Origin of the sequence: Nocardioides sp. NPDC004968, from assembly GCF_040608935.1 — a bacterium.
In the GTDB taxonomy this organism is placed as follows: Bacteria; Actinomycetota; Actinomycetes; order Propionibacteriales; family Nocardioidaceae; genus Nocardioides.
Genome location: NZ_JBEXJF010000002.1, coordinates 138152 through 162542 on the forward strand (window position 1 = coordinate 138152; position 24391 = coordinate 162542).

General features: G+C 69.7%; 21 protein-coding genes. 10 read left to right on the forward strand and 11 right to left on the reverse strand.

Annotation, left to right across the window (positions count from 1 at the left end):
• Nucleotides 1-178: 178 nt before the first annotated feature.
• The 3 genes from ABZU72_RS03190 to ABZU72_RS03200 are packed head-to-tail and all read left to right on the forward strand — an operon-like array spanning nucleotide 179 to nucleotide 3522.
• The gene (locus tag ABZU72_RS03190; protein WP_355017464.1) at nucleotides 179-859 is read left to right on the forward strand and encodes a hypothetical protein; all 681 of its coding nucleotides are present in this window, start codon (nucleotides 179-181) and stop codon (nucleotides 857-859) included.
• Nucleotides 850-1218, forward strand: coding sequence for a hypothetical protein (locus tag ABZU72_RS03195; RefSeq protein ID WP_355017465.1), 369 nt, complete (start codon nucleotides 850-852; stop codon nucleotides 1216-1218). The genes ABZU72_RS03190 and ABZU72_RS03195 overlap by 10 nt, the downstream gene beginning before the upstream one ends.
• Before the next feature lie 9 nt (nucleotides 1219-1227).
• Nucleotides 1228-3522, forward strand: coding sequence for a glycosyltransferase family 2 protein (locus tag ABZU72_RS03200; RefSeq protein ID WP_355017466.1), 2295 nt, complete (start codon nucleotides 1228-1230; stop codon nucleotides 3520-3522).
• 12 nt (nucleotides 3523-3534) lie between these two features.
• On the opposite strand, the gene ABZU72_RS03205 is transcribed toward ABZU72_RS03200, so the two are convergent.
• The 5 genes from ABZU72_RS03205 to ABZU72_RS03225 are packed head-to-tail and all read right to left on the reverse strand — an operon-like array spanning nucleotide 3535 to nucleotide 8816.
• Nucleotides 3535-5166, reverse strand: coding sequence for a hypothetical protein (locus tag ABZU72_RS03205; protein WP_355017467.1), 1632 nt, complete (start codon nucleotides 5164-5166; stop codon nucleotides 3535-3537).
• Nucleotides 5163-6002 carry a hypothetical protein gene (locus ABZU72_RS03210; RefSeq protein ID WP_355017468.1) on the reverse strand — a complete coding sequence of 280 codons (840 nt, stop codon included), beginning with the start codon at nucleotides 6000-6002 and terminating at the stop codon, nucleotides 5163-5165. The genes ABZU72_RS03205 and ABZU72_RS03210 overlap by 4 nt, the downstream gene beginning before the upstream one ends.
• A gap of 59 nt (nucleotides 6003-6061) precedes the next feature.
• A complete protein-coding gene (locus ABZU72_RS03215; RefSeq protein WP_355017469.1) occupies nucleotides 6062-6820 on the reverse strand; it encodes a class I SAM-dependent methyltransferase in 759 nt (252 codons plus the stop codon).
• Nucleotides 6817-7821, reverse strand: a complete 1005-nt coding sequence (locus ABZU72_RS03220; protein ID WP_355017470.1) for an NAD-dependent epimerase/dehydratase family protein — start codon at nucleotides 7819-7821, stop codon at nucleotides 6817-6819. Before ABZU72_RS03220 ends, ABZU72_RS03215 begins: the two co-directional genes overlap by 4 nt.
• Complete coding sequence (locus ABZU72_RS03225) at nucleotides 7818-8816, reverse strand: glycosyltransferase (protein ID WP_355017471.1); 999 nt, start codon at nucleotides 8814-8816, stop codon at nucleotides 7818-7820. The genes ABZU72_RS03220 and ABZU72_RS03225 overlap by 4 nt, the downstream gene beginning before the upstream one ends.
• 73 nt (nucleotides 8817-8889) lie before the next feature.
• Here ABZU72_RS03225 and ABZU72_RS03230 point away from each other — a divergent pair, with 73 nt between their 5' ends.
• Nucleotides 8890-11202, forward strand: a complete 2313-nt coding sequence (locus tag ABZU72_RS03230) for a hypothetical protein (protein ID WP_355017472.1) — start codon at nucleotides 8890-8892, stop codon at nucleotides 11200-11202.
• Between the two features lie 24 nt (nucleotides 11203-11226).
• On the opposite strand, the gene ABZU72_RS03235 is transcribed toward ABZU72_RS03230, so the two are convergent.
• The 4 genes from ABZU72_RS03235 to pseB all read right to left on the reverse strand — a co-directional run bounded on the left by ABZU72_RS03235 (nucleotide 11227) and on the right by pseB (nucleotide 15349).
• Nucleotides 11227-12372 (reverse strand): hypothetical protein, encoded by a 1146-nt coding sequence (locus ABZU72_RS03235; protein WP_355017473.1) that lies wholly within the window; start codon nucleotides 12370-12372, stop codon nucleotides 11227-11229.
• A 75-nt stretch (nucleotides 12373-12447) separates the two neighbouring features.
• A complete protein-coding gene (locus ABZU72_RS03240; RefSeq protein WP_355017474.1) occupies nucleotides 12448-13170 on the reverse strand; it encodes a glycosyltransferase family protein in 723 nt (240 codons plus the stop codon).
• Nucleotides 13167-14288, reverse strand: coding sequence for an aminotransferase class I/II-fold pyridoxal phosphate-dependent enzyme (locus tag ABZU72_RS03245; RefSeq protein ID WP_355017475.1), 1122 nt, complete (start codon nucleotides 14286-14288; stop codon nucleotides 13167-13169). Before ABZU72_RS03245 ends, ABZU72_RS03240 begins: the two co-directional genes overlap by 4 nt.
• A 2-nt stretch (nucleotides 14289-14290) precedes the next feature.
• A complete protein-coding gene (pseB, locus tag ABZU72_RS03250) occupies nucleotides 14291-15349 on the reverse strand; it encodes a UDP-N-acetylglucosamine 4,6-dehydratase (inverting) (protein ID WP_355017476.1) in 1059 nt (352 codons plus the stop codon).
• An 84-nt stretch (nucleotides 15350-15433) separates the two neighbouring features.
• Here pseB and ABZU72_RS03255 point away from each other — a divergent pair, with 84 nt between their 5' ends.
• Entirely contained in the window at nucleotides 15434-16498 is a 1065-nt protein-coding gene (locus tag ABZU72_RS03255) for a spore coat protein (protein ID WP_355017477.1), read from the forward strand.
• On the opposite strand, the gene pseI is transcribed toward ABZU72_RS03255, so the two are convergent.
• Together pseI and ABZU72_RS03265 are read right to left on the reverse strand one after the other, a co-directional pair.
• Nucleotides 16495-17550, reverse strand: coding sequence for a pseudaminic acid synthase (gene pseI / locus ABZU72_RS03260; protein WP_355017478.1), 1056 nt, complete (start codon nucleotides 17548-17550; stop codon nucleotides 16495-16497). The genes ABZU72_RS03255 and pseI overlap by 4 nt on opposite strands.
• Nucleotides 17550-18086 (reverse strand): GNAT family N-acetyltransferase, encoded by a 537-nt coding sequence (locus tag ABZU72_RS03265; RefSeq protein ID WP_355017479.1) that lies wholly within the window; start codon nucleotides 18084-18086, stop codon nucleotides 17550-17552. Before ABZU72_RS03265 ends, pseI begins: the two co-directional genes overlap by 1 nt.
• Before the next feature lie 52 nt (nucleotides 18087-18138).
• Here ABZU72_RS03265 and ABZU72_RS03270 point away from each other — a divergent pair, with 52 nt between their 5' ends.
• Genes ABZU72_RS03270 through ABZU72_RS03290 form a run of 5 tightly spaced genes read left to right on the forward strand, consistent with a single transcriptional unit; the run spans nucleotide 18139 to nucleotide 24388 of the window.
• Nucleotides 18139-18390 carry a phosphopantetheine-binding protein gene (locus ABZU72_RS03270; RefSeq protein WP_008354901.1) on the forward strand — a complete coding sequence of 84 codons (252 nt, stop codon included), beginning with the start codon at nucleotides 18139-18141 and terminating at the stop codon, nucleotides 18388-18390.
• A complete protein-coding gene (locus ABZU72_RS03275) occupies nucleotides 18387-19613 on the forward strand; it encodes an AMP-binding protein (RefSeq protein ID WP_355017480.1) in 1227 nt (408 codons plus the stop codon). Before ABZU72_RS03270 ends, ABZU72_RS03275 begins: the two co-directional genes overlap by 4 nt.
• On the forward strand, nucleotides 19606-20352 hold the full coding sequence (locus tag ABZU72_RS03280) for an SDR family NAD(P)-dependent oxidoreductase (protein WP_355017481.1): 747 nt from the start codon (nucleotides 19606-19608) through the stop codon (nucleotides 20350-20352). The genes ABZU72_RS03275 and ABZU72_RS03280 overlap by 8 nt, the downstream gene beginning before the upstream one ends.
• On the forward strand, nucleotides 20352-20759 hold the full coding sequence (locus tag ABZU72_RS03285; protein WP_355017482.1) for a hypothetical protein: 408 nt from the start codon (nucleotides 20352-20354) through the stop codon (nucleotides 20757-20759). Before ABZU72_RS03280 ends, ABZU72_RS03285 begins: the two co-directional genes overlap by 1 nt.
• Nucleotides 20760-20818: 59 nt before the next feature.
• A complete protein-coding gene (locus tag ABZU72_RS03290) occupies nucleotides 20819-24388 on the forward strand; it encodes a CDP-glycerol glycerophosphotransferase family protein (RefSeq protein WP_355017483.1) in 3570 nt (1189 codons plus the stop codon).
• Nucleotides 24389-24391: the final 3 nt, after the last annotated feature.

Below are 24391 nucleotides of genomic sequence, written 5' to 3' on the forward strand. Positions count from 1 at the left end.
CGCCATGGCACTTTGCGTCGGCACGCGTGAAAACGCGCCGCGACGCTCAAATCGATACTCGGGTGGGTAACTGTCGGAGGTCTGGCTCGTTATGATTTTTCCGAAAGGGTAACGCGCCTGCCGCGTCCCTGCGATCTGTGACGACGCTGCGACAAGGGTCGTTGGAAAGGGGAAGCCGGTGACGTTGATCGCCGAACGGGCAGTCACGATCACTGAAGGCTTCGCCTACCTACGCGACCTGATGACCACGTACGCCAGAAGGGCGCCGGTGAGGTCGGTCGCGGTGCTCGGGAATGCGCCGTTGGGGCCCAGCGACGACCGAGCGCGGGCCATCGACGACTCGGATCTGGTGATCCGGGTCAACAGCTTCGTGCTGGATGCCCCGGGTGAACCGCGCGCCCAGGGGTCACGGGCCGATGTGGTGATCTGGAACCGGATCACCCGCCCGACACGGTTCACCTTCGACCGCTACCGCGAGCGCCTCTACCTTCTCGCCGAACCGATGCGATTCCACGGCCGCCTCGAGGTGTGGCCGATGTCCTGGCCCCCCGATCTGGGCTTCGTACCCATCCCGAACGGGGAGCTGCTCACCGGCACCGGGAACGACCTCGACATCCCTTGGCGGACCGAGAAGCTGGCGCCGACGACGGGCTTCACCGCCGCGTGGCTGGCGGTCAACCTGTTCCCGGAGTCCGACATCCTGCTGTCCGGGTTCTCGTTCGTCGACAACCCCGGGCAGACGGAGTGGACCTATCAGGCAGGCGGCTCGTCGCCCGTGGCGCCGGAGCATCGGATTGAGGCGGAGGCACGCGTCATGACTGGCTGGCTCGAGGAGGAGCGCGTTTCCCTATGGCGATGAACCGACTGCGCGGCAAGGTCGTCAGAAAGACCGGATCCGCAGCCGACCTGGACGAGGCTCGTGCCACCATCGAGGAGCTGCGTGCCATCACGGACCGGCAGCGCGTCCGTATCGGTGACCTCGAGCGCGAGCTCGCCCGGGTCAGCCCGCAGGTCGCGGCCCTCGAGGCACGTCTGGAGACCCTGCGCGACACCGTCGAGCGCGGCAACCTCGCGGCCGGCGCGCCGTCGGACGGCCACGTCGACGCCTCCTCGATCTGGGCCGAGATCCAGCGTCAGCAGGAGCAGGTGCGCGCCCGGATCACCGCGGCCACGCGTTTCGAGGAGCGGTTGCGAAGGCTCGAGGACGGAGCGACTTAAGGTGAGAATGTGCCGCATCCCGCTCTGAGCATCGTCATCCCGTTCCACAACGTGGAGCCCTTCCTGCAGACGTGCCTGGAGTCGCTTCGCGCCCAGACCTTCTCGGATTTCGAGGTGGTCATGGTCGACGACGCGTCGACCGACGGGTCCGCAACAGTTGCCGATCGGTTCGCGTCGAGCGACTCGCGATTCCGGGTGGTCTCCTCGGAGAAGGTCGGTGTCGGGGTGGCCCGAAACATCGGGATCGAAGCGAGCAGGGGTGACCTGCTCGCGTTCGTCGACGCTGACGACTACGTCCCGGAGTACGCGTACCAGCTCATGACGGACACGTTGGCGCGCTCGGGCTCCGACTTCGTGGCCGGCAACGCCCGCCGTTTCGACTCGGTGTCGGTCTGGCAGTCGTGGTCCCACCGGCGCCCGTTCGTCACCACCCGCATCGCCACGCACTGCAGCCGGACCCACATCCTGGGCATCGATCGCTACATCTGGAACAAGGTCTACCGGCGCGACTTCTGGGACTCCGCCGGCCTCGGCTACCCGGACATGCTCTACGAGGACTACCCGGTCGCCCTTGCCGCGCACATCCGCGCCCGCCAGGTCGACATTCTCGCCGAGCCGGTCTACTACTGGCGGCACCGCGACGGCGGCGAAGCCTCGATCACGCAGAGCCACTGGAATCTCGACAACCTCGGTGACCGCGTACGTTCGGCCGAGATGCTCTTCGACATGGTCGAGGAGCAGGCTCCCTACCTGTCCGACCTGGTCAAGTCGCATCTCGCGGCGACGGACGTCCAGGTGCTCGCCCGCTCGATCGAGGACCATCCGGCCGACGAGTCCGGACGCATCTTCGACCTGGCGGAGCGCTACCTGGCGCGCGTCGACGACGCGATCCTCAACCGTCAGGGACCGTTCGAGCGACTCGTGTTCGATCTGCTGAAGCGCCGGCAGCGTGACGCGCTCACGACGCTGACCCGTTATCGGGCCGAATACGGGACCCAGGCGCCCCTGGCCCGCCGAAGGGACGGCTGGTACGCCCAGCTCCCCTCCTTCGAGGACGCCGCGGTCGGAGTCCCCGACTCGGTGTTCCGCCTGGCCCCGGCGTACATGAAGGCCAAGGCAGTGGCGACCGAGGCCTGGTGGGACGGATCCCGGGTCGCGGTCCGGGTCAACATCGGCATCAACACCCTCGCACTCCGGCCACGAACGCGCTTCACGGTGTGGCTGGAGAGCCCCGCCGGCGGCAGGGTGCCGGTGGATCATGTCGCTCGGCCGCGGGCGATCCCGTTCGACCAGGTGGACAGGTCCACGCTCGAGCTGAGCGTCGACCCGTCGCGACTGGCGGGCGATCGCCAATGGCGCCTCATGATCGGCATCCGCAACCGCGATGTGCGTGACGTGATCCAGGTGACGACGTCGGGAGACGGACGCGAGCGGTGGCAGGGCTGGCGCCGCATCGGCAACCGTTGGTGCCGCCCAGGACGCCTCCCCGGGGGCTTCGGGGTCACCGTTCGCGATCTTCCGGACGCCTGGGTGGATCACACCACCGACCTCGGCGACGAGATCGAGATCCGGGGCGCGTTCCGGGGCGCTCCTCCTGAGCATGCGGAGCTGACCCTCACCGACCGCAGCGGTTCGGTGGTGACTCACCCGTTGATGATCGGCGAACGGGGCGAGCGAGGCATCACCCCGTGGCGGTTGACGGTGCCCGTCGAGGCTGTCCTCGAGAAGTCCGGCCTGGACATGCCCATGGAGGAGATCGTGCCGACCCGGGTGAAGCTGTCCCGGAAGGGACGTACGTCTCCGCTACCGGTGCACCCGGACTTTCTCGGGTCCCGATCTCTGATGAAGGGGCGCGCGGTGAACGCCACCCGCGACCCGAACGGTTCCTTCGTCATCACCGCGACGCCCGACCGTCCCGTCGTTCACGACGCATGGTGGCAGGGTGAGGACCTGATCCTGCGTGGTCCGGACGGTCCCCGGCTGGAGTCCACGGGAGCGGTGCTCCGGACCTGGCCGACCCCGGAGAAGCCCCTCGACGTCTCCCTCGACGTGGCCGACCGTGACGGGGTCTTCCTGGTCACCGTGCCCGTGGGTGCGTTGCGGAAGACCGCGGTCGAGCACGATGCCTGTGAGACGTCGCAGTGGTCGTTGCTGGACGGCCGCGATCACAAGCCGATCGTCGTGGCCCGTGAGCTCTCTGAACGGGTGCCTCAGCCGACCGCTGCTGAGGCAGCGAAACTCGAGTTCGGCTGGTCGGACGAGATCCACCTGCGGCTCGCGCCGGCCCCGCCCACCGAAGCGTGACCGGCTGAGGCCCTAACGCTTGGCCACGCGTCGGATCGCGCGGAGAACCCTTCTGAGCAGGCGGGCCGCGCGCCGGGCCCCGGGTACGCGTCCGAAGCCGGAACGCGCCCGCCCGGGGACGGACGATGCGCGCTTGGCGACTCGGTTGACGGTGGGGGCCTGCCGAGCGCTCAGCTGGTCCTCCAGCTCCTTGATGCGATCGTTCAGTGCGGCGACGTCGCGTCGGGCCGCCGTGCGTACCTCGTGGGTCATCGTCTGACGCTGACGCATCTGCTGCTTGAACCAGGTCACCTGGCCGCGCAGCGCCTCGTTCTCGTCCGTCAGCTTCCGGAGCTCGCTCGGGTCGGCCTCCTGCGGCGCATGCCGTCCTGCGACCACGGGTGTCATGCCGGTCGAGGAGAGCGCGGACTCTCGCCGTCGGCGTACCTGGTAGACGTCGGCCGGAGTCACCGCGACATCGATGGTCGCCGCGAGCAGGACGGTGAGCTCGTCCCTGCCTCGACCGGCGGGCCAGGGGTGGCGCCACCCCGACACGCAGAGGTACGCGGCGAGCTCGTCCAGCAGCCCCAGGAGGATCTCGTCGGCGGACTCGCCGAGCTTCACCGTCGACTCGTGGACCGGGACGACATGGCCGGCGTCGAGGCCGATCTCGTCGACCTGAAGACCGCACCAGCGCTCGGGTGCGTCGGCGACCGCGTCGCGCAGCCGGCGTACGTGGTGACGAAGGCCCGAAGCGTCGCGCCGAGCCGAGTCGTGCATGGCCTCGATCAGCCAGGACCGCTCGGCAGCGGTCCAGGACGTCTCGTCACCGGTCCGATCGACACCGACGACCGACGAGATCGGGTCGATCCCGCGGGTGACCAGCCAACCGCCGGCGGCTCCCGCGGCTCCCACCGTGTCCAGCGCCTGGCCCAGTGCAGGCTGGACCTCGCGCAGCGTGGGGGTGTCGACGGGTCGGCCGTGAGCGACCGCGAGCGCCACCGAACAGGCTTCGGGAGCTGCGGCCAGGGTCGGCGCACCAACGTCGGGCCACAGCGTGTGCCCGCGACCGCCGAACCGTGCGCTCGCGTCCGCGAGGCTTCGCGGGTTCGCACGATCATGGACGGGGAACGACCAGTCAGCATTCTCGTTGGATGCTTCCGAGGTGACGGCCCTGAGCTGTGCGAGCGGGGATCCCGGGTTGGGAACGACCAGCGCCAGCCGAGAGTCGCCGCTCGTGTGGCCGGCGAGGTGCTCGGCGATCGCGTGCCAGTCCGCCGGGTCCGCGTCGATCGATGCGACCCGTCCGAACCCGTCCAGCGCGAGCACGGCGTCGGCCGGCCGATCGGGGGCCCAGGCACGCAGGTCACCGCAGACGACGTCGACAGCCCTGTGGGCGTACCGCTCGGAGACGAGCTCCGCGTCGGGGTGGGTGCGGAGGACGACGGTCGTCGTCGCGGCGCGGTCGACGACCGCGTCGAGCAGGTCGAGGTCGTGCGGGCCGACGACGAGCAGGTGGGAGGCGCCGGTTGCCGTCGCCACGGCGAACCGGGTCAGGACCGGTCCGCGAGGGAGCGCCCGGACGCCGGCCATGTCGGACCAGTCGTACATGTCTCCCGAGACGACGCTGTAGGCGACCTTCGAAGCCGTGTCGATGTCGTTCATGCTGTGATCTCCCATCCGAAGAGCGCGCGCAGCTCAGCAGGCGACGCCATGGCATCCAGCCCGAGCTCGCGCACGGTCGTGGCGCGTACTTCCTCTGCGTCGGTCTCCACCCCGTGGAACTCGGGGAACAACCGTTTGGCCTGCTCGTTCCCATCCCTCACACTGGCGTCCCTGACGTCGGCGAAGGTCATCGGGTCGCCGTAGACCGCGACCTCGGAGCCGACCGAGGCGCCGTAGAAGATCGCCGTGGTCAGGCGGTTCGAGGCGACCCGACGGTGGCGGATCTGCTCCGCGTACTGCTTGTGGAGGAAGCGGATGTCGGTGCCCTGACGCAACGTGCCTCGCTTGCCGTGACAGATGACCCGGAAGCCGGCGTCCTCATAGCGGCGACGGATCTCCGGCATGTCGTACTCGATCCAGTAGAGACAGACGGTCACCGGGCCGTCCTCGGTGTCCCGGATCTCCGCGATCAGCCGGTCGTGATCGCCGCTGATCTCACCGTGGTCCCAGGTGTGGAACGGGTAGAAGATCGTTCCCTCGCGCTCTTCAGCCGGGGGTACGGGCTCGACGTCCTTCTTGAGCTCGAGCAGGTAGTTCCACGGAGCGCCGATCACGGCGTAGTCGCGCCAGCCGACCGCCTGGCCGCGGCGCAGGTTCGCGTGGGACCAGACGAACTTGGGGAAGCCGTACGGCGGCTCGTGGCCCGGGCCGAAGCCGTGAAGAAGGTTCCAGCCGTGCTGGAGCACACCCCAGATCGGGCGCGGCTGCTCGAACGGGAGTCCGCAGTACTCCGAGAGGATGTGGGCGTGTCCGTACCAGTGATTGCTCGTGTCCAAGTCTCAGTCTCCACGGTCTGGTGAACGGCGACCGTCCCGCCATTGAAGTGTATGCATTTTCAGCTGGTCTTGACCGCGGCGACCAGCACCGAGGACCCGAACGGCAGATCGAGTCGGGTCAGCAGCCGCTCGTCGATGCGGGTGGCGCCGAGCAGGACCTTCTCGATCCCGGGCGAGACCTCGGGGAGCGGTGCGACGCCGCCCTCGGGAAGCTGCCGGGCACTGGCCGTGCCGCGCTCCTTGACCCGGGTGACCAGGCGTTGAGCCGCGAACATCGGAAACGTGCCGGTGAAGCCGTACGTCGCTCGCACGGGCGAGAGCCCGGCCGCCTTGATCGCCTCCACCGCCCTCCGCAGGGTGTAGCGCCGGTAGTGGTGGTTGTGGTCGTCGTGGCGGGTCCAGGCCCAGTTGTACGCCGGCACCGACATCAGGAAGCGGCCGCCGGGGGCGAGGACGCGCTCGATCTCGGCGAGGGCGGTGGCCTCCGGATCGCAGTGCTCGATGACGTCGAAGGCCGCGACCACGTCGAAGGAGCAGTCGGCGAACGGAAGCCGGATCGCGGACCCGCACACGCCGCCGTCGGCGAGGCCACGCGGGTCGACGTCCAGCGAGACGTGATGCTCGGCGGTGCCCTCGAGCCAGGTCACGCTGGGCCCGTCGGCACTGCCGACGTCGAGGAGGCGGCGTGGTGTCCCGACGTACGGCTTCATGACGGTCTCGAGGATCCGGGTGCGCGCTCGGTACCACCAGTAGTCGCTCTGGGCGATCGATGGAGAGCCGCCCGTCGTGGTGCCCAGCAGCATGCCCGTTTCGGTCATCGGATGGAGATCTCGCTCACGTGCGTCGGAAGTGCGGAGGTACCAGCAGCGTAGGCCAGCGCGATCTCATCGGCGATGCGACGCACGCCAACGGAGAAAGGCGTTTGTGTCCGTTTGTCGAGCTCCGGCCAGACGACGCTGCGGACCCGCAGGTCGCGTGCCTGGCCGGGCGTGCCGGCCCCCGGGATGCGCAGCCTTGACCGCCGCCTGAAGACCCGGTTGGTCTCTCCGATGACAGCCGCGAGGGTCGCTCCGGTGCCGGTGGCGAGGATCTTGACGACGGCGTTGGATCCGGCACCGCGGACGTGCTCGTGGATCCCGTCGAGGGCGTCGACGACCATCTCGGCGCAGTCGCCGACGTAGAGGTAGTCCCGGATGGTGTCGAAGGAGACCCAGACCGGCAGCGGCGTGCCGCGCAGCTGGGCCAGACACAGCTGAGAGACGAGGCCCTGGGGCTTGGAGAGCTTCTGGCCGGGCCCGTAGAGGTTGGTGATCCGGCCGATGAGCGCCACCGATCCGGTCTCGGCGCAGAACGCGGTCACCGCTTCCTCCATGGCCAGCTTCGCCCTGCCGTACGCCACCAGCGGACGAGGCTCGGAGAGCTCGGTGAACGGGGGATCGGCCGAACCGGCGTAGACGCCACCGACGGAGGATGCGAAGAAGAACGCGAGTCGGGTGGTCGGCCGCAGTGCTGCACGCAGGTCATCGAGTACGTCGCGGAAGAGCCACACCTCGGTCTCGAGGTCGTCCGCCGGGGTGGACACCACGCCCGCGCCGGCGCACCAGGCGATGTTGACGCGGCCGTCCCGCGACGAGTCGACGAAGGCGGCGAGCTCGGACCTCAGGACGGCGCGGGCGGCGACCGGGTCGTCCCAGGGCACGCTCGTCGTCCGCGCGGGCGCCCCGGAGCGCTCGAGCGCGCTGCGTACGTGGCGGCCGAGCAGACCGCCGCCACCGACGACGAGCGTGGGCGGTCGGGATGGGCGCTGAGCGCCGGTCACTCGGGACGACCCGGCAGGGGTGACTCGCGAAGCGGGCCGTTCGCGGGGTCGCTGACGATGACGTAGAGCGGCTTGCCCATCGCCATGTTGACGGAGACGCCGAGGTATTCGGCGATCACCCCGAGGGTGAGCATGATGGCGCCGGAGCAGACCAGCACGGCCGCCATCAACGAGGTCCAGCCCTGGACCGGGACTCCGCCGGCAAGGCGAGCGACGACCAGCACGACCGCGAGGACGATGCCGGAGGCGGCGAGCAGGGCTCCGCAGATGCTGACCGCCCGCAGCAGACGGGTGCCGCCGGTGAGCACCATCCGCCAGAAGTGCGACATCAAGGAGCGGTAGTTGTAACCGGAGGGCCGCTCACCCTCCTCGCGCAGCTCCACCGGGCACGTCGCCACATCGGAGATCACCCAGCTCAGCGCGACGTCGAGGTAGACCCCGTTGGCGGCGTAGGCGGACACGCTCCGGCCGTACTCGCCCAGGATCAGACGGAAGCTGTTGAACTGCCGGGCGCTGCCACCGGGCATGAGGCGGTCGATGACGACCTTCGAACCGCGCGAGGTCAGGTTGCGCAGCGGACCGTGGGGCGCCGCGTTGGTGGGGCGGGCGTAGACGAGCGCGGCCCGCTCCCTGAGCGCGGTGTCGAGCATCGGCCCGATGTACGCCGGGTCGTGCTGGCCGTCCTCGTCCATCGTGACGATCCAGTCCGACCCCGACGACGCCAGTCCGGCGAGGGTCGCGGCGTGCTGACCGAAGTTGCGGCTCAGCCAGATCGGGCGAACGAAGTCGTACTTCTCGGCGAGCTGTCGGATGGCGAGATCGGACGTGTCCGGGCCATGGTCGTGGACCAGCAGGATCTCGGTGATGCGTCCCTGGTGCCCGTTCGGGGTGACGAAGGGTTCGGCGAGGTCTACGACCTCGCTCACCACTTCCGGAAGCGTCTCGGCACCGCGGTAGACCGGGATGACGACGGAGACGGTATGGGTGAGGGACATCGCTAGGAAAATAGCGCATCCGGAGGGGCTTCGGTGTACTCCATGTAGGTAATTTGTTGGCATGATCGCCCGGGTGACTGCAGACCCGGCAACCGTAGGCGCCGCACCTGACGCGAAGCCCTCCTCGGACCGGCCGCTCTCGGACCGCGTCTTCCCGGGAAGGTCCTGGTCCGGGCTGCTCCCGGGCGTGCTGGTCGTGGGCGCGACGCTCGTTCTCGTGGTACGCGTCGCCGGGGTCGGCCTCGGCGACGCGCTGCTCTTCACCGGGTACGTCCTGGCGTTCCTCACCTTCCCGGGCACCGTGGTGTGGCGAGCGGTCGCCAGGCCGGGACCGAGCCTCGGCAACGACCTGATTCTCGGCACCATCCTCGGGCTCGTCCTCGAGGCGCCGCTCTACGTGCTGTTGCGGCTCTTCGATCTCACCCAGCTGATCTACGGCTATCCGGTAGCGGTGCTCGTCGGCGTGATGGTCGTGGTCTGGCGCCGCCGGCGGGTCGGTCCGGTGGTGATCGGACGGGCGAGCCTGTGGTCGTGGGCCGGTGCGGCGGTGGCGTTCATACAGATTCTCCTGGTGACGAACCAGGTGTGGACCCAGAGACCGGTCGACGCGTTGCGGGCCCCGTATGTCGACGAGCCCTTCCACCTCGCGATCGCCGGCGATCTGCTGCACCACTTTCCCGCCCAGATGCCGTGGGTGGACGGCACCCCGCTCTTCTACCACTGGCTGGTCTACGTCCACCTGGCGTCGGCGGCGACGGTCACGAACATCGAGCTCATCGTGCTCATGCGGAGCATGTCGATCGCACTGCTCGTCCTGCTCGCGGTCGGTGGAGCGTACGCAGCGGCCACCCGTCTCACCGGACGGAAGTGGACCGGGTTCGTCGCTGCCCTCGTCCTCGCCATGGGCGCCACTCCGGACTTCTTCGGCTGGACGAGCCTGGTCAGCCCCGCGCAGCTGGCCTTCGACTCCGTCACCCGCGCGTTCGACAGCCCGACGCACGCACTCGTGATGCCGCTGCAGATGGTCCTGTTGGTGCTGGTCGTGGAGATGATCCGGCGCGAGCAGTGGCGATGGGGGCCGTGGTTGCTCACGGTGGTCGTCATGGTCGCTGTGGCCGGTGCGAAGTCGTCGGCCCTGCCGACGATCGTCGCCGGGCTGTTCCTGGCTCTGGTGATCGCGGCTGTGCTGCGTCGCGCGCGGATGGTTCGCACCCTCGGCGTCCTGCTCGGGTCGGCTGTCGCTGTCTTCCTGGTCGCACAACGGCTGTTCTACGGCGGCGGCACCCGGGCGACCGGGATCGATCTCAACGGGAGCACCGTGCAGCGGCTCGGCATCTTGATGCTGCCGGAGGGTGAGACCCTCCCCGGTTCAGCGCCGTTGTCGATCTGGATCAGCTTCACAGTCGGGTTCCTCCTCGTCGCGGTGCCGGTGATCGCGGCCCTGGTGCGTGGCGGCTGGCGACGGCCCGACTTCGTGTTCCTGGCAGGCACCTGGGCCGCTGGTGCCGGCGCGTTCATGGTCCTGAGCCATCCGGCGCTGAGCCAGGCGTACTTCCTCCTGGGCGCCGGCGGATTCCTCGCCGTGCTCATCGCCGTCTCGCTCTCGGACATCTTCCCCGTCGACCTGTCGTTGCGCGACGGCCTCCGGATCGCCGGCTGCGCCGCTCTCGGCTGCCTCGCCGTCGTGATCGCGAGGCTGGTGGTGGGCGACGACATGCCGGCAGACGGCTCCGCCTTCACGCCGACGTTGCTGACCCAGCTCGTCGTGGGGCTGCTGGTGCTCGCCGTCGCACTCGTCGTCGTGCTCGTGTACGCCAGGCGATCGACGATCGCGGTGCTCCCGGCCGTCGTGGCGCTGATGCTGGGAGTCGTGCTCGCCGGCGCACCGCAGACCGTCGCGCTCGCGGTCGCCGGGCCCGCCGTTCCGCGGGCTCCCGACACCGACATCATCGGTCCGGGTGGAGTCGCCGCCGCCCGGTTCGTCCGCGAGCACTCACAGACCGATGATCTGATCGCGACCAACGCCCATTGCATCGGGCTGCCCGTGCCCGACTGCGATCGCCGGAACTTCTGGATCGCGGCGTACGCCGAGCGTCGGGTCCTGGTCGAAGGATGGGCCTACATCGACCCGCTCGTGGTCGGTCTCCCGTCCACCGATCTCAACAACTCCGCCTATCTGCCCTTCTGGGACCCGGAGCTGCTCGAGGCCAACGACGCGGCGATCATTCGGCCGTCCCCGGCGACGATTGCCACGCTGCGCGACGAGCACGGAGCCGACTGGCTCGTCGTCGATCGTCGCTATGGCGCCGACCTCCGCGGCCTGCGCCGTGAGCTCGGCCAGCCGCGCTTCAAGCAGGGGCTGTACTCCGTGTTCGACCTGCGCTGACCCCGCGGACCGTTCACGCTCCGGTCAACGGCGCAGGAGGCGACGGAGCCGGCCCCGCTGGGAGGCCTCCGCTTCCCTTCGACGGGCGCGGGCGTCCTCGACCTCTTGCTGGATCTCCTCCGGAATCGTGTGCAGGCCCTGCATGACCAGCTTCACGACCGCCATCACCTCGTCGCCGGGGATCGTGGCGTAGTCGCCGATGTTGTAGTCGGGGAAGCTGCTCTGCTCGATCATGTCGGTGAAGGAGAAGCCGCCGAGCTTGCCGATGAGGAGGTTGTCGTCGCGATAGTCGTCGAGCAGCTCCTGCCGGAACTCGGAGGTCATGTAGACCGCGCTGGAGTCGTTCCAGCCGAGCTGGGTGGCCTTGGTGACGAACTCGCCACGGAGGATCTGGATCCACTTCAGACGAGTGGCCTTCCAGGAGTCGACGCCTCGGAGTCGGCCACGCATCGGTGCGGCGGCCACGATCGGAGCCAGGTGTCGCGCGGTCTCGACGGTCCGCCAGCCGGATCCGACGTTGCTCGACCCCGCCCCCTCGCCCTGGATCGGGAGCTCGCACGTGCTCAGGAAGTCCGCGACGGCGTTCCCGTGGCGCAGCTCCTTGCGGATGAAGGGGCGCAGCCGCAGGTCGACGTCGGGGATGGCAGTGGTGATGGTGTCCGCGAACTCTCCGTAGCGCAGGAAGCTCATGTCGAGCGGTGACCACTCGCGGAACTCCTCGAAAGGGAGATCGACCAGCTCGGCGTGCTCCGGCCTCATCACCATCAGCCGCTCGACGTAGAAGGCGTTGTAGAACGTGGCCTGATCGCGGACGTAATGGACCCAACGGACCTTCGCGCCTGCCTGGCGCGCGTAGTCGCCGATCGCGCTGATGTGCTCCGGCTTGAGCAGCGAGAACGACTCGCACGAGATCACCGTGGTCTCGGCGCTGCCGGAGGCGATCGACTCGACGAGCTGCTCCCAGGTGCCGAGGGCGGGGGTGAAGAGCACCTCGCCGAGGAGCTGGGAGTAGAGGTTCTGGTGCTGGACGCTGTGCGTGCCTCGGCCGATCGTCGGGTAGGCGACCTCGGGAGGGAGATTTCCCTCGCGGCTTGCGCGGGCAAGGAAGGTCTGGATCGCCGTGCTTCCGGTCTTGAACGTGCCGGAATGGACGATCAGAGTCTTCTGCATGCACCGCTCCAAGTGTCGCTGCTGGGATGGGGTGCGGCGCGACGTCCCGCGTGCACGAATCTTACCCGCCGGGGCTTATTGGCCGAGCTTCTTCTGCTCGATCTGAGCGTTGATCTCGACCAGCTCGGGGTGGGTCTCCAGGAGGGAGACGAGGCCGCTGGTGTCGAGACGATGGGCGTCGTGGTCCTCGATGAGGATCTGCAGGAGCCGCAGGTCCTCGGGGGTGTCGAGAGTGATCCGGTACGCCGAGGCGTCCCGCTCCCACGGCAGGTTGAGCTTGGGCCGGGTGTCGTCGGCGTAGAGCCACGGGGTGACGTGCTCGCGGTGGGGCGTCTCGGTCGCGAGCCGGTCGGCATCCAGCAGCGCCGCCGCGGAGAAGACCTCGAAGTCGAGCCCTCGCGGATAGGTGCGCTCCAGGGCGTTGCTGGCATAGAGCGCGGGATCGTCGGCGGCGGCCCAGGCGTCGATGCCGCGGCGTACGACCTCGCCGTCGATCAGGGGGCAGTCGCTGGTCACCCGGACGACGACCTCGGGCTCGAACTCCCGCACCGCCAGCGCGAAGCGCGACAGCACGTCGGGCTCACTGCCACGGACCACCCCGGCGCCGAGCTTGTCGGCCAGGACGGCGACCGGGTCGTCGTCGATGTTGGTGGTCGTCGCGACGATCACCGGGAGGCCGGCCGCGGTGAGCCGGGTGAGGTGGTGCTCGAGCATGGTGATGCCGGCTGCTTCCCGGAGCACCTTGCCGGGGAGGCGGGTGCTGGTCATGCGTGCCTGGGTGATGACCGCGGTCTTCACAGGGTTCCGATCAGGGTCTCGACGACCTGGTCGACCTGGTCGTCGGTCAGGTCGGGGTACAGCGGCAGGGAGAGCTCCTCGGCGTAGAACGCCTCCGCGTTCGGGCACATCCCGCGCTGGTAGCCCAGGTCCGCGTAGACCGGGTGCCAGTAGACCGGGATGTAGTTGACCTGTACGCCGATGCCGGCCGCCCGCATCTTCTCGAAGACCTCGCGCCGACGGTCCTCGAGGATGCGCACCGGATAGAGGTGCCACGCCGGGTCGACGCCCTCGCGTTGGACCGGCAGCCGCAGCCCGTCGACGTCGGCGAGCGCGGCGTTGTAGCGGGCGGTGATCTCCGCGCGTCGCTGCTTGAACCCGGCCAGCCGGGCGAGCTGGGAGAGCCCGAAGGCGCACTGCAGGTCGGTGAGCCGGTAGTTGAGCCCGAACTCGTGGACCTCCTGGTGCCACGGCCCCTCGTCCTTGATCCGGAACCGGTCGGCGTCACGCATCAGCCCCACGAAGTGGAACTCGTGGGCACGCTGCGCGATGGCGGCGTCCTTGGCGACGACAGCACCACCCTCGGCGGTGGTGAGGTTCTTGGTCGGGAAGAACGAGAGCGTGGTCAGGTCGGCCAGGTCTCCGACCGGGCGTCCGCCGGAGAAGCCACCGATCGAATGGGCGGCGTCCCCGAGGGTCAGCGCGCCGACCCGGTCGGCGATCGGCTGCAGCGCGGCGTAGTCGGCCGGATGGCCCGCGTAGTCGACGGCGGCGACCACCTTGGTGCGGTCGGTGACGAGGGCGTCGACGGCGGCCGGGTCGAGGAGGGCGGTGTCCTCCTCCACGTCGGCGAAGACGACCTTGGCGCCCAGCAGCGAGGCCCCCGACGCGGTCGCCACGAACGTCATCGGCGTGGTGACGACCTCGTCACCGGCACCCACGCCGGCGGCGGCGTAGGCGATGTGGAGGGCAGCGGTGCCGGAGGTGCACGAGACGGTCCGGTGCCCACCGACCAGGTCGGAGAGCGCCTGCTCGAACGCGTCGACCGTCGGCCCGGTGGTGAGCCAGTCGCCACGCAGGATCGCCGTGACTGCCTCGATGTCCTGCTCGGAGACCGACTGGCGTCCGTACGGCAGCATGCTCAGATTCCTGATTCCAGAACCTTGCGGAGGTCCTCGGCGTCGTACCAGATGTCGTTCTTGTCCGAGGCGCAGTGGAAGCCGTCGGGAACCGGCACGGCGTCCATGATCGGCTTGTAGCCCCACTGCGGGTTCTCGGGCTCGATCACGTAGTACTTCCCGTCGCGGATGCTGACCGCGCGGCGGCCCTCCTCCGGGCTGATCATCTCCTCGTGGAGCTTCTCGCCGGGGCGGAGCCCGATGTCGATGAGCTTCGCCCCCGGTGCGACCGCCTCAGCCAGATCGACGACCTTGTGGGAGGGGATGTGCGGGACGAGCAGCTCGCCGCCCTGCATGATCTCGAAGGTGTCGAGCACCATCTGCACCGCCTGCGGCAGCGTGATCAGGAACCGGGTGCACCGCATGTCGGTGATCCCGAGCGCCTCGCCGCGCTCGGCCATCGCCTTCCACTTCGGGATGATCGAACCGCGCGAGCCGGTCACGTTGCCGTAGCGCACCACGGAGAACCGGGTCTCGTAGGAGGAGGCGTAGTTGTTGCCGAGGATGAAGATCTTGTCGGCCGTCAGCTTGGTCGCGCCGTAGAGGTTGATCGGCGAGGAGGCCTTGTCCGTCGAGAGGGCGACGACCTTCTTGACCCCGGCGTCGATGGAGGCCTCGACGACGTTCTGCGAACCCAGGACGTTGGTCTTGATGAACTCGAAGGGGTTGTACTCCCCGGTGTCGACCTGCTTGAGAGCAGCGGCGTGGACGACGTAGTCGACGCCGTGGAGCGCCCGGTGCAGGCGGTCGCGGTCGCGGATGTCGCCGATGAACCAGCGGAGCCTCGGGTCGTTGCCGAACAGCTGGCGGCACTCGTACTGCTTCAGCTCATCGCGCGAGAAGACGATCACGCGTCGCGGGTTGAGGTTGTCCAGGAGGTGGCGGATGAACGCCTTCCCGAACGATCCCGTCCCACCAGTGACCAAGATGCTGGCGCCATCGAGAGGATGGTCGTTCGGGGTGGACTCTCGGACTTCCGAATTGGGCACGGTCACAGGGATGCTCTCTACTCTGGGCCTCACTGGTGCGCCAACGATACGGCGCGCAAAAGGTGACACATGCCGTGCCGTCCGCCGAAACGGACGAATCCGAGAGGTTGCGCATACATGTCCGTGGGATCGGTCGAGGCCGAAGGTCTTTGCGTGGCCATGGTGTGCGATGCCGGTCCCGAGGTCGGGATCGGGCACGTCATGCGCTGCCTGGCCCTCGGGGAGGAGCTCGTCGCCCGGGGCGTACGCGTCGTGGTGGTCGCCGACCTGGACCGCGTGCCGTGGGTCGCGGAGCAGGTGCGGCGCCGGGGGATCGAGATCGCGTCGCCGGGACCGGACGATGTTGGCGATGTCCGCGACGTTCTCGCCCGCCTCGAGCCGTCGTCGGTGGTCGTGGACTCCTATCTCCTCCCGGCTTCGGTCTACGCCGACCTGAGGGAGCGCTGGCCGCTGCTGGCGCTCACGGACGGCGACCCGCGCGGACGGGTCGCCGACCTGTACCTGGACCAGAACCTCGGCGCGGAGGCCTCCACCTGGGCCATCCCCGAGGGGGCCAGGCATCTCGGTGGCCTCGACTACGCCCAGCAGCGACGTGAGATCGTCCGGCAGCGCCCGAGCGCACCCAAGACCGCCGCGGATGAGCACACACCCCTGCGAGTGCTGGCCTTCTTCGGCGGCACGGATGCCTTCGGGGTCGCACCGCGCGTCGTGCGCCTGGTCGCACGGGCGGCGATGGCCGTGGAGCTGACCGCCATCGCCGCCACCCCGGCGCTGGCCGAGGAGATCGCCGGCATCGAGCCGGCGCCGGGCCAGGTCGTCCACGTGATCGGGCCGACCGACACCCTTGCCGAGCTCGTCGCCGACGCCGATGTTGTCCTCAGCGCCGCCGGCACCTCGGCCTGGGAGCTCTTCTGCCTCGGCGCCGCGGTCGGGTTCGTCTGCGTCGCCGACAACCAGAAGGACGCGTACGTCCGGATGGACCAGGAGCAGTTGGCCGTCGGGATCGCCACCCTGGCCGAGCTAGACGGCGACTCCGCGGACGCCATGGCCCGGATGCGTGACCTCCTGGGTGACGTACGTCTGCGGGAGCGGCTGCGCGCCGCCTGCTGGGCCATGGTCGACGGCCGAGGGCCGGCGCGCGTCGCCGACGCGCTCCTCGCTCTCGTCCGGGATCGGGTCTAGACCAGGTCCCAGCTGAGCGGTGTGCCGGCCGGGGCGTCCTGGGTGAAGGTGCGGCCGAAGACGATGTCGACGTCGCCCGGCGGCAACCCGTCGGCGGGGCGGACGGAGCGTACGTTGTCCGGCCCGACCTTCTCCCCGGCACGGACGTCGCGGGTGACGAAGAGCGAACGACGGAACCGCAGCCCCTCGCGCTCGGCCGACTTCGGGCCGATCCGGGCCTCGCCGAGCGCCTGCCATGCGATCCTCGTCTCGCTGACCAGCGACGCGAACTCGTGCGGCTCCAGGGAGAAGTCGGAGTCGACGGCGCCGTCCTCGCGCGAGAGCGTGATGTGCTTCTCGATCACGCAGGCGCCGAGGGCGACGGCCGCGACCGAGGCGCCGATACCGAGCGTGTGGTCGGAGAGGCCGACGGCGACGTCGAGCCCGTCGCGCAGCACCGGGATCCCGCGGAGGTTGGAGGCCTCCGGAGGAGCCGGGTAGGACGCCGTGCAGGCCAGCACGACGAGGTCGTCGTTGCCGGTCGCTCGTGCCGTACGCACCGCCGCGTCGATCTCGGCGAGCGTCGCCGTGCCGGTGGAGATGATCGTCGGCAGCCCGGTCTCGGCGATCGCGCGGACCAGCGGCAGGTCGGTGATCTCGGAGGAGGCCGACTTCAGCATCGGGACGCCGAGCCCGACCAGGAAGTCGACAGCCGTCGGGTCGAACGCGGCGCTGAACGGCACCATCCCGAGCTCGCTGGCCAGGGAGAAGATCGGCTCGTGCCACTCCCACGGCGTGTGCGCCTCCTCGTAGAGCTCGTGGAGGCGGCGGTTGGGCCACAGCGGGTGGTCGGCCGAGAGCCGAAAGGCGGGGGTGTCGACGTCCAGGGTGATGGTGTCGGCGGTGTAGGTCTGGATCTTGAGCGCGTGCGCGCCGGCCTCGCCCGCGGCGCGCACGATGTCGAGCGCACGCTCCAGGTCACCAGCGTGGTTGCCGGACATCTCCGCGATCACGAACGGCTCGTGGCCGGGACCGATCGTGCGGTCCCCGACGGTGATCTCGTGGTGGGTCATCACTGCTCCTTCGCGGAACGTCGGGTCGGTCGGTCGTCGCGGTGCAGGCTGACCGGGATCGCGGTCACCACGCCGTCGTCAGTGGTCTGCTCATAGGGCTCGCCCTCGGTGAATCCGAGCCGGCGGTTCATGGCGCGTACGGACTCGTTGTGAGGGAGCACCTCGCCCTCGAGGAGGTCGATGTCGAGGCCGTCGGGCTCGGGGGCGAAGGCGTACGCCACGGCCTCGCGCATCACCTTGGTCCACGCGAGCAGAGCGGTGCCGTCGGCGGTGGTGCCGTCGTGGTCGAGAAAGAACCCCCAGGAGGCCGACCTGGCGACGGGGTCGTGGTCGAAGAAGGTCACCACGCCGAGGGGGCGGGAGGCGTACTCGAACATGAGCACCCGCCGGGTCGGGTCCTGGCTCGCCCGGGACCACCAGGCGGCGTGCTCCTCGGCGGTGATCAGATGCTGGTTGATGCTCACCGACCGGTTCGCTTCTTGGTTGCGCCACGCCAGCATGCTCGGAATGTCGGCGTCGGTCGCCCGTCGTAACATCGGTCTCCTCAGACATCAGGGGATGCGCCGTCACGTTATATGGTCCGGGGCCATGGAGACTCTTGACCGACCGGCGGTCCGCAAGCTCATGGGTGAGGTGCTGGCCGTGCAGGGGAAGACCCTGCCTGCTGACGACACCGCGAAGCTGGCCGACATCGGCTTCCGCTCCCTCGACTTCTCCGAGCTCGCGCTCCGGGTCGAGGACGAGATCGGCGACGAGCTCAACTTCGAGGCGGCCGGACTTCGCTCGATCGAGACGATCGGAGACGTGCTCGACCTGCTCGTGGAGATCCAGGGGCAGTGATCGCCGACAACCTCGTCGTCGACGCCCGGACGGGGAGGCGCACGACCTGGGGCGAGCTCGTCCAGCACGCCGCGCCACGGCCGGCGCCGACGGCTCATGTGGTGGAGCACAGTGTCGATGCGCTGCCAGCGGTCGCCGGGCTGAAGGACGGCGGCGAGCTGCTCGTCGTCGCCGCCGGCCGGCGCGACGAGTCCCTTGCGACGGAGCTTCGTGAGGCCGGGTTCGACCTCGTCGAGCCGTCCGGCGGCGTGCAAGAGGCCACCAGCCCCCGTGCGGCCGAGGACGGCCGGGTCTGGTTGCTCACCTCCGGGTCGACCGGCCGGCCCAAGCGGGTCGGGCACACCCTGGAGTCGCTCTCGACGGTGACCGGCGAGCTCGCTCCGCGCACCTGGCTGTGCCCCTACTCGCCCGGCACCTACGCCTGGTGGCAGGTGATCACCCTCGGGCTGGGTGTGCCCGGCCAGGACCTGGTGCTCGTCGACCCGGCCGACCTGGACGACTGGGTGGCGCCTGCGCTCGAGCACGGCGTGACCGCCGTGTCCGGAACCCCGACGTTCTGGCGGCGTACGCTGATGCGCCACGGCGCCGAGCTGCAGAAGCTCCCGCTCGAGCAGGTCACCCTCGGTGGCGAACCGGTCGACCAGGCGGTGCTGACGCAGCTCGGCGAGGCCTTCCCTGATGCGCGCGTCTCCTGGATCTACGCCTCCTCCGAGGTGGGCGCCTCGATCGTCGTCCACGACGGTCGCGCCGGTTTTCCGGAGGAGTGGCTCGAGGGCGACGTCCCCGGTCGCCCGCGACTGTCGGTGGTCGACGGCGAGCTGGTGATCACCTCGCCGCACCACGGCACCGACGCCTCGGGCGTTGAGATGGCCGGGGCCGTACGCACCGGCGATGCCGTCCGTATCGAGGACGGCCGGGTCCTGGTCACCGGTCGACTGGACCGCGACGAGCTCAACGTCGGCGGCTCCAAGGTGTCGGCCGGTGCCGTACGCGACCTGCTGCAGTCCCATCCCGCGATCGCCTGGGCGTCCGTACGCGGCCGGAAGGCGCCACTGGTCGGCACCATGGTCGTCGCCGACGTGGTCGCCGACCAGGACGCGGGCGTGACCGCCGACGACCTGACCCGTTGGGCCGCCGAGCGGCTGCCCGAGTACGCCGTGCCGCGGCGCATCAAGATGCTTGCCGAGATCCCGGCCAAGGAGACCCTGAAGAGTGATGTCTGACTTTCAACCCTTCCCGCCCGCGTCAGTCGTGCTGGTCTCCGGTGCCTCCCGCGGCCTCGGCCTCGCCATCGTCACCGACCTGCTCGAGCGCGGGGTGAAGGTCGCGGCCTTCGCGCGCACGGTGACCCCCGAGCTCGAGGCGCTGGCCTCGAAGTACCCCGAGGACACCCACTTCGGCTCGGTCGACGTGACCGACGAGAAGGCGGCCCAGGCGTTCGTCAAGGAGGTCGAGGCCAGGCTCGGCGTCATCGACGGCCTGGTCAACAACGCCGCGATCGGCCAGGACTCGCTGCACGTGCACACCTCGTCGGACCGGATCGCGCAGATCATCGAGACCAACCTGACCGCGCCCCTGGTGCTGACCCGGTTCGTGCTGCGGCGCCTGATCGGCAAGGGTCTGAAGGGTCGGGTCGTCAACGTGACCTCGATCTGTGGCCAGCGCGGCTATCAGGGACTGGTGGCCTACTCGGCCGCCAAGGGCGGTCTCGACGCGGCGACCCGCTCGCTGGCCCGTGAGCTCGGTGGCCGGGTGCTGGTCAACTCGGTCGCTCCCGGGTTCTTCGCCTCGGAGATGTCCGCGGTGCTCGGTGCGAACCAGCTCGAGTCGATCGCGCGGCGTACGCCCTCGGGTGCGATGACCACTCCCGAGGACGTCGTGCCGACCGTGCGGATGCTGCTGCTCGAGCAGACCAACATCAACGGCCAGTCGATCGTCATCGACGGCGGCGGCTCGATCTGATGCCCGCCGGCCGGCTCCGCGTCGGCAGCGATGCCGAGCTCGCCGGCTATCGCGCGCGCAGCCACCTGCACGACGGCCGGGTGGTCGCCTGGGCGGGCTCCTACGACGTCCCGGTGGCGGTTGACGCCGAGGTGGAGCGTACGGTCCCGGCGGCCCTCGCCAGGCGGTTCGGCACCGACGGGTTCTGGGAGCGATGGACCCGGGCGGAGTGCGTCGTGAAGCTCACCGGCCGCGGCGTCGCCGACATCGTGGCCCTGATGGCCGACGACTCTGGCTCAGAGGTGCACGTGAGCACCGTACGTCTGCCGGGCGGGATCGTGGTCTCGATCGGCAGACTCCCTGGCGAAGGTTCCCTGAGGGGTATCGGCCGGAGTGCGGAAGACTGTTCGTTCGCCTGTAACCTCTGAGTTCGATCAGATTCGCGGGAGCGTCATTCGGGACGCCCTCGAACCGAGAGGGACTGTGCATGGGTCAGGGAATCGTCGACGTCTTGCGTCGCGCCGAACGAAGGATGCCTCAGGGTGTCCGTCGACTGGCTCGTGACGCCGGGCATCGCGTTCTCGGCCACGAGCGCGGTCCGCTCGTCTCGGTCGTGGTGACGGTGACCGACCAGGACAAGCAGTATCTGGCCGAGTCGCTGCTCTCCGTGCGCGAGCAGACCCACACGACCCTCGAGATCCTGATCGCCCCCTACGGCCAGGCCAGTGTGGTGAGCGATCAGATCCTCGCCGATCTCCCTGACGACTACCGCCTGCGGCTGCTGGACAGCTCCGCGACGCAGGCCGAGGCCCGCGACCGTGGTGGTCGCGTGGCGCGCGGAGCCTACGTCTGCTTCCTGCTCGCCGCCGACCTCCTCACCCAGAACGCGATGCGTACGCTGGTGACCTCCCTGGAGGAGAGCGGCTCCGATCTCGCTGTCGGTCGTATCGAGAGTCGCCAGCGGCTCTCCCCGCCGGTGGTGCCGGCCTACGACCTCGTGCACGCCGAGAACCGCTCCGGCCTCACCCTCGACGAGTTCCCGGTGGCGCTGAGCGATGTCGGGGTGAGCAACCGGCTCTTCCGCACCTCGTTCTGGCGTCAGAACGGCTTCAGCTTCGGCGGCCGCGGCGGCGCCGACGCGGTCGGCTTCGACGGCTACCTGAAGGCCAGCCGCTTCGACGTGGTCACCGCGCCGGTGTGCGTCGACATGGACCGCGCCGACGGCACCCCGGTCGAGCAGCTCCACGACCAGACCCTGGGGATGGAGGAGTGGATCGCGCAGACCCGCTCGACCTGGGTCGCGATCGGCGAGCTGGCCTCCGACCTGCGCGACCACTGGGCGCTCGGCGGGCTCGCCGGCCGCGCCAACACCATCCTCGGTGACGTCGAGCGGATGAGCGCCGAGCAGTGGACCGCCCTGCGCGACCTCGTCGTCGAGATCGAGCGCGACGCCTCTCCGGAGGTGTGGCTCAAGCTCCCGGTCGAGGTGCGGGCCCGGCTGACCTACCTCATCGCCGACCAGCGCGAGGAGCTGACCGCGTTCGTCGCGTCGCGCTGGTTCGAGCGCGGCAACCTGCGCACCCGGGTCGTCGGCGGTCAGGTGCGCGGGATCTTCCCCGACACGGACCTGCCCGAGGCCGTGACCACGCTCAACGAGCACGAGACGCCGGCGCGGGTGCTGGTGCGGGACGTACGTCCGCTCGACTCCGACCGGGTCGTGGTCGACCTGGTGGCGCGGATCGAGCTCGTCGACCTCGCCGAGGCGACCCCGTTCTTCACCGCCCGCCTGGTGCCCGACCTGGTCGCCACCGCCGACGAGGACGGCGCCGCGAGCGACCCCGACACGGCGCTGCCCGACCCGATCGACCTGACCGTGACGCCGCGGCGCGACGCGCAGGCCAACATGACCATCGGCCACAAGTACCAGGACTACCGCGCCGGCGGGTGCCGCACCGAGATCGACCTCACCCGGCTCACCGCCGGGCGCTGGCACCTCGAGGTCACCGTCGGCGTCGACGGCGTCGTCCGCACCACCAGCGAGGTCCAGATCGACACCCGCGGCCCGGCGGGCAACCTGGCGACGCGCTACCGGCCGCGGGTCCACACCTCCGCCGGCCTGTCGGTGGCCTGCGACCGCTACCTGGACCAGCTCAGCTTCCGCGCCGTCCCGACGACGGCCACCTCCCTGGAGAAGGCGGAGGTCGACGGCCGCACAGTATCCCTGACCCTCGCCGGTGAGCTGCCGCAGGCCGTGCGGGCGATCGGTGGCGGCGTACGCATCGAGGCGCCCGTCAAGGACGGCAAGGTCACGCTCAGCCTCCCCGCCCACGGTGCCGTCGAGCCCGGGGTGCCGGCCGCCTGGCGGCTGGACACTCTCCAGGGCGGGACCTCTGGCCGGATCGTCTGGACCGACCCGATCGGTTCGCCGTGGAGCGGCGAACGCGGAGGCAGCGTGCTGGCTTCGCGAGACGGCCGGGGCTACGCCCAGATCATCGAGGTGACCGACACCGTCGCGATCGACCGCGTCGAGCTCGGCGACGGCCAGATCACGGTGCGGGGCGAGTGGCTCAGCTCGATCCCGAAGCACGCCCGACTGACCCTCTCCGGATCGCGCCACAGCGAGACCGTCAAGATCGACACCGCTGCTGCCGCGTTCGAGGTCGTCTTCACGCTGCGCTGGGACGAGTGGGGCCTGGGCGAGTCCGTCCTGCCCAGCGGCATCTACCAGTTCCAGCTCACCTGCGGAGCCAAGCGACCCGGCAACGTACGCCACACCACCGCGTTCCTCGAGCACCAGGCCGAGTTCCAGACCAGCGACGAGGTCCGGCTGCGCCCGGTCAACGGCAACGGCCCGGGAGTCACCCTGCAGCCGCCGATCCCCGTCGACCACGCCGGCAGCTACGCCCACAACCTCGCCCGCGAGCGCGTGCTGGCGGCCGAGGAGCCGCTCGACGAGTCCGCGGTCTATCTCTCGACCTACGCCGGCTCGACCGCCACCGACTCCCAGCTCGCGATCCACGAGCACCTGCGTCGCACCCGGCCCGACCTCACCATCTACTGGGGCGTCGCCGACCACGCTTCCCGGGTCCCCGAGGGCGGCGTCCCGGTCGTGCTGCAGAGCCCGGAGTGGTACCGGGTCATCGGCACCGCGAAGTACCTCGTCCAGAACATCGACTTCGACCGCTGGTGGCGCAAGCGGGAGGGGCAGCGGTTCCTGCAGACCTTCCACGGCTACCCGGCCAAGTCGATGGGCCTGCGGATGTGGCGCGCGAAGATGTTCTCGCCGCTGCGCTGCGAGGCCGAGCTCGACCGTACGACCGCCGGGTGGGACCTGATCCTGACCCCGACGCCGGAGATGGACCGCTACTACCGCGAGGAGTACGCCTACGACGGCCCGATCCACGGCGAGGGCTACCCGCGCGACGACGCGCTGGTCCTCCCGTCGGCGGCGGAGGCCCGCGAGCGTACGCGCAACCTGCTCGGCATCGGTTCGCACCAGAAGGTGGTCCTCTACGCCCCGACCTGGCGGGACCACCTGGCGCTCAACTACCGCTCGGCGAAGATGGTCGAGCACCTCGACGTGGTCGCGGCCAGCGAGGCCCTGGGCGACGAGTACGTCATCCTGCTCCGCGGTCACCGGTTCAACTCCAAGGGCAGCGAGCGCAGCGAGCGCACCGCCCGGATCATCGACGTCACCGACTACCCGGAGATCAACGACCTGATCCTGGCCTCCGACGCGGCGGTGCTCGACTACTCCAGCCTGCGCTTCGACTTCGCCCTCACCGGCCGGCCGATGGTGTTCCTGGTGCCCGACCTGTCCGACTACACCGGCGGCATCCGCGGCTTCCTCTACGACTACGCCGACACCGCCCCCGGGCCGATGCTCGACACCGCCGAGGAGGTCGTCGCGGCCCTGTCCGACCTGGACCGGCTCGAGGCCGAGCACCGCGACCGGATCGCCGAGTTCAACGCCAAGTACCAGTACACCCAGGACGGCAAGGCGACCGAGCGGGTCGTCGAGGCCTTCTTCGACAAGCCCAGCTTCGACAAGCCCTGACGG

What these genes read in the sequence shown, in the direction of transcription:
- ABZU72_RS03195 (WP_355017465.1), top strand. Translation starts at nt 850, where the DNA reads ATGGCGATGAACCGACTGCGCGGCAAGGTCGTCAGAAAGACCGGATCC.
- ABZU72_RS03205 (WP_355017467.1), bottom strand. Translation starts at nt 5,166, where the DNA reads ATGAACGACATCGACACGGCTTCGAAGGTCGCCTACAGCGTCGTCTCG.
- ABZU72_RS03215 (WP_355017469.1), bottom strand. Translation starts at nt 6,820, where the DNA reads ATGACCGAAACGGGCATGCTGCTGGGCACCACGACGGGCGGCTCTCCA.
- ABZU72_RS03225 (WP_355017471.1), bottom strand. Translation starts at nt 8,816, where the DNA reads ATGTCCCTCACCCATACCGTCTCCGTCGTCATCCCGGTCTACCGCGGT.
- ABZU72_RS03235 (WP_355017473.1), bottom strand. Translation starts at nt 12,372, where the DNA reads ATGCAGAAGACTCTGATCGTCCATTCCGGCACGTTCAAGACCGGAAGC.
- ABZU72_RS03245 (WP_355017475.1), bottom strand. Translation starts at nt 14,288, where the DNA reads ATGCTGCCGTACGGACGCCAGTCGGTCTCCGAGCAGGACATCGAGGCA.
- ABZU72_RS03255 (WP_355017477.1), top strand. Translation starts at nt 15,434, where the DNA reads ATGTCCGTGGGATCGGTCGAGGCCGAAGGTCTTTGCGTGGCCATGGTG.
- pseI (WP_355017478.1), bottom strand. Translation starts at nt 17,550, where the DNA reads ATGACCCACCACGAGATCACCGTCGGGGACCGCACGATCGGTCCCGGC.
- ABZU72_RS03265 (WP_355017479.1), bottom strand. Translation starts at nt 18,086, where the DNA reads ATGTTACGACGGGCGACCGACGCCGACATTCCGAGCATGCTGGCGTGG.
- ABZU72_RS03270 (WP_008354901.1), top strand. Translation starts at nt 18,139, where the DNA reads ATGGAGACTCTTGACCGACCGGCGGTCCGCAAGCTCATGGGTGAGGTG.
- ABZU72_RS03280 (WP_355017481.1), top strand. Translation starts at nt 19,606, where the DNA reads ATGTCTGACTTTCAACCCTTCCCGCCCGCGTCAGTCGTGCTGGTCTCC.
- ABZU72_RS03285 (WP_355017482.1), top strand. Translation starts at nt 20,352, where the DNA reads ATGCCCGCCGGCCGGCTCCGCGTCGGCAGCGATGCCGAGCTCGCCGGC.
- ABZU72_RS03290 (WP_355017483.1), top strand. Translation starts at nt 20,819, where the DNA reads ATGGGTCAGGGAATCGTCGACGTCTTGCGTCGCGCCGAACGAAGGATG.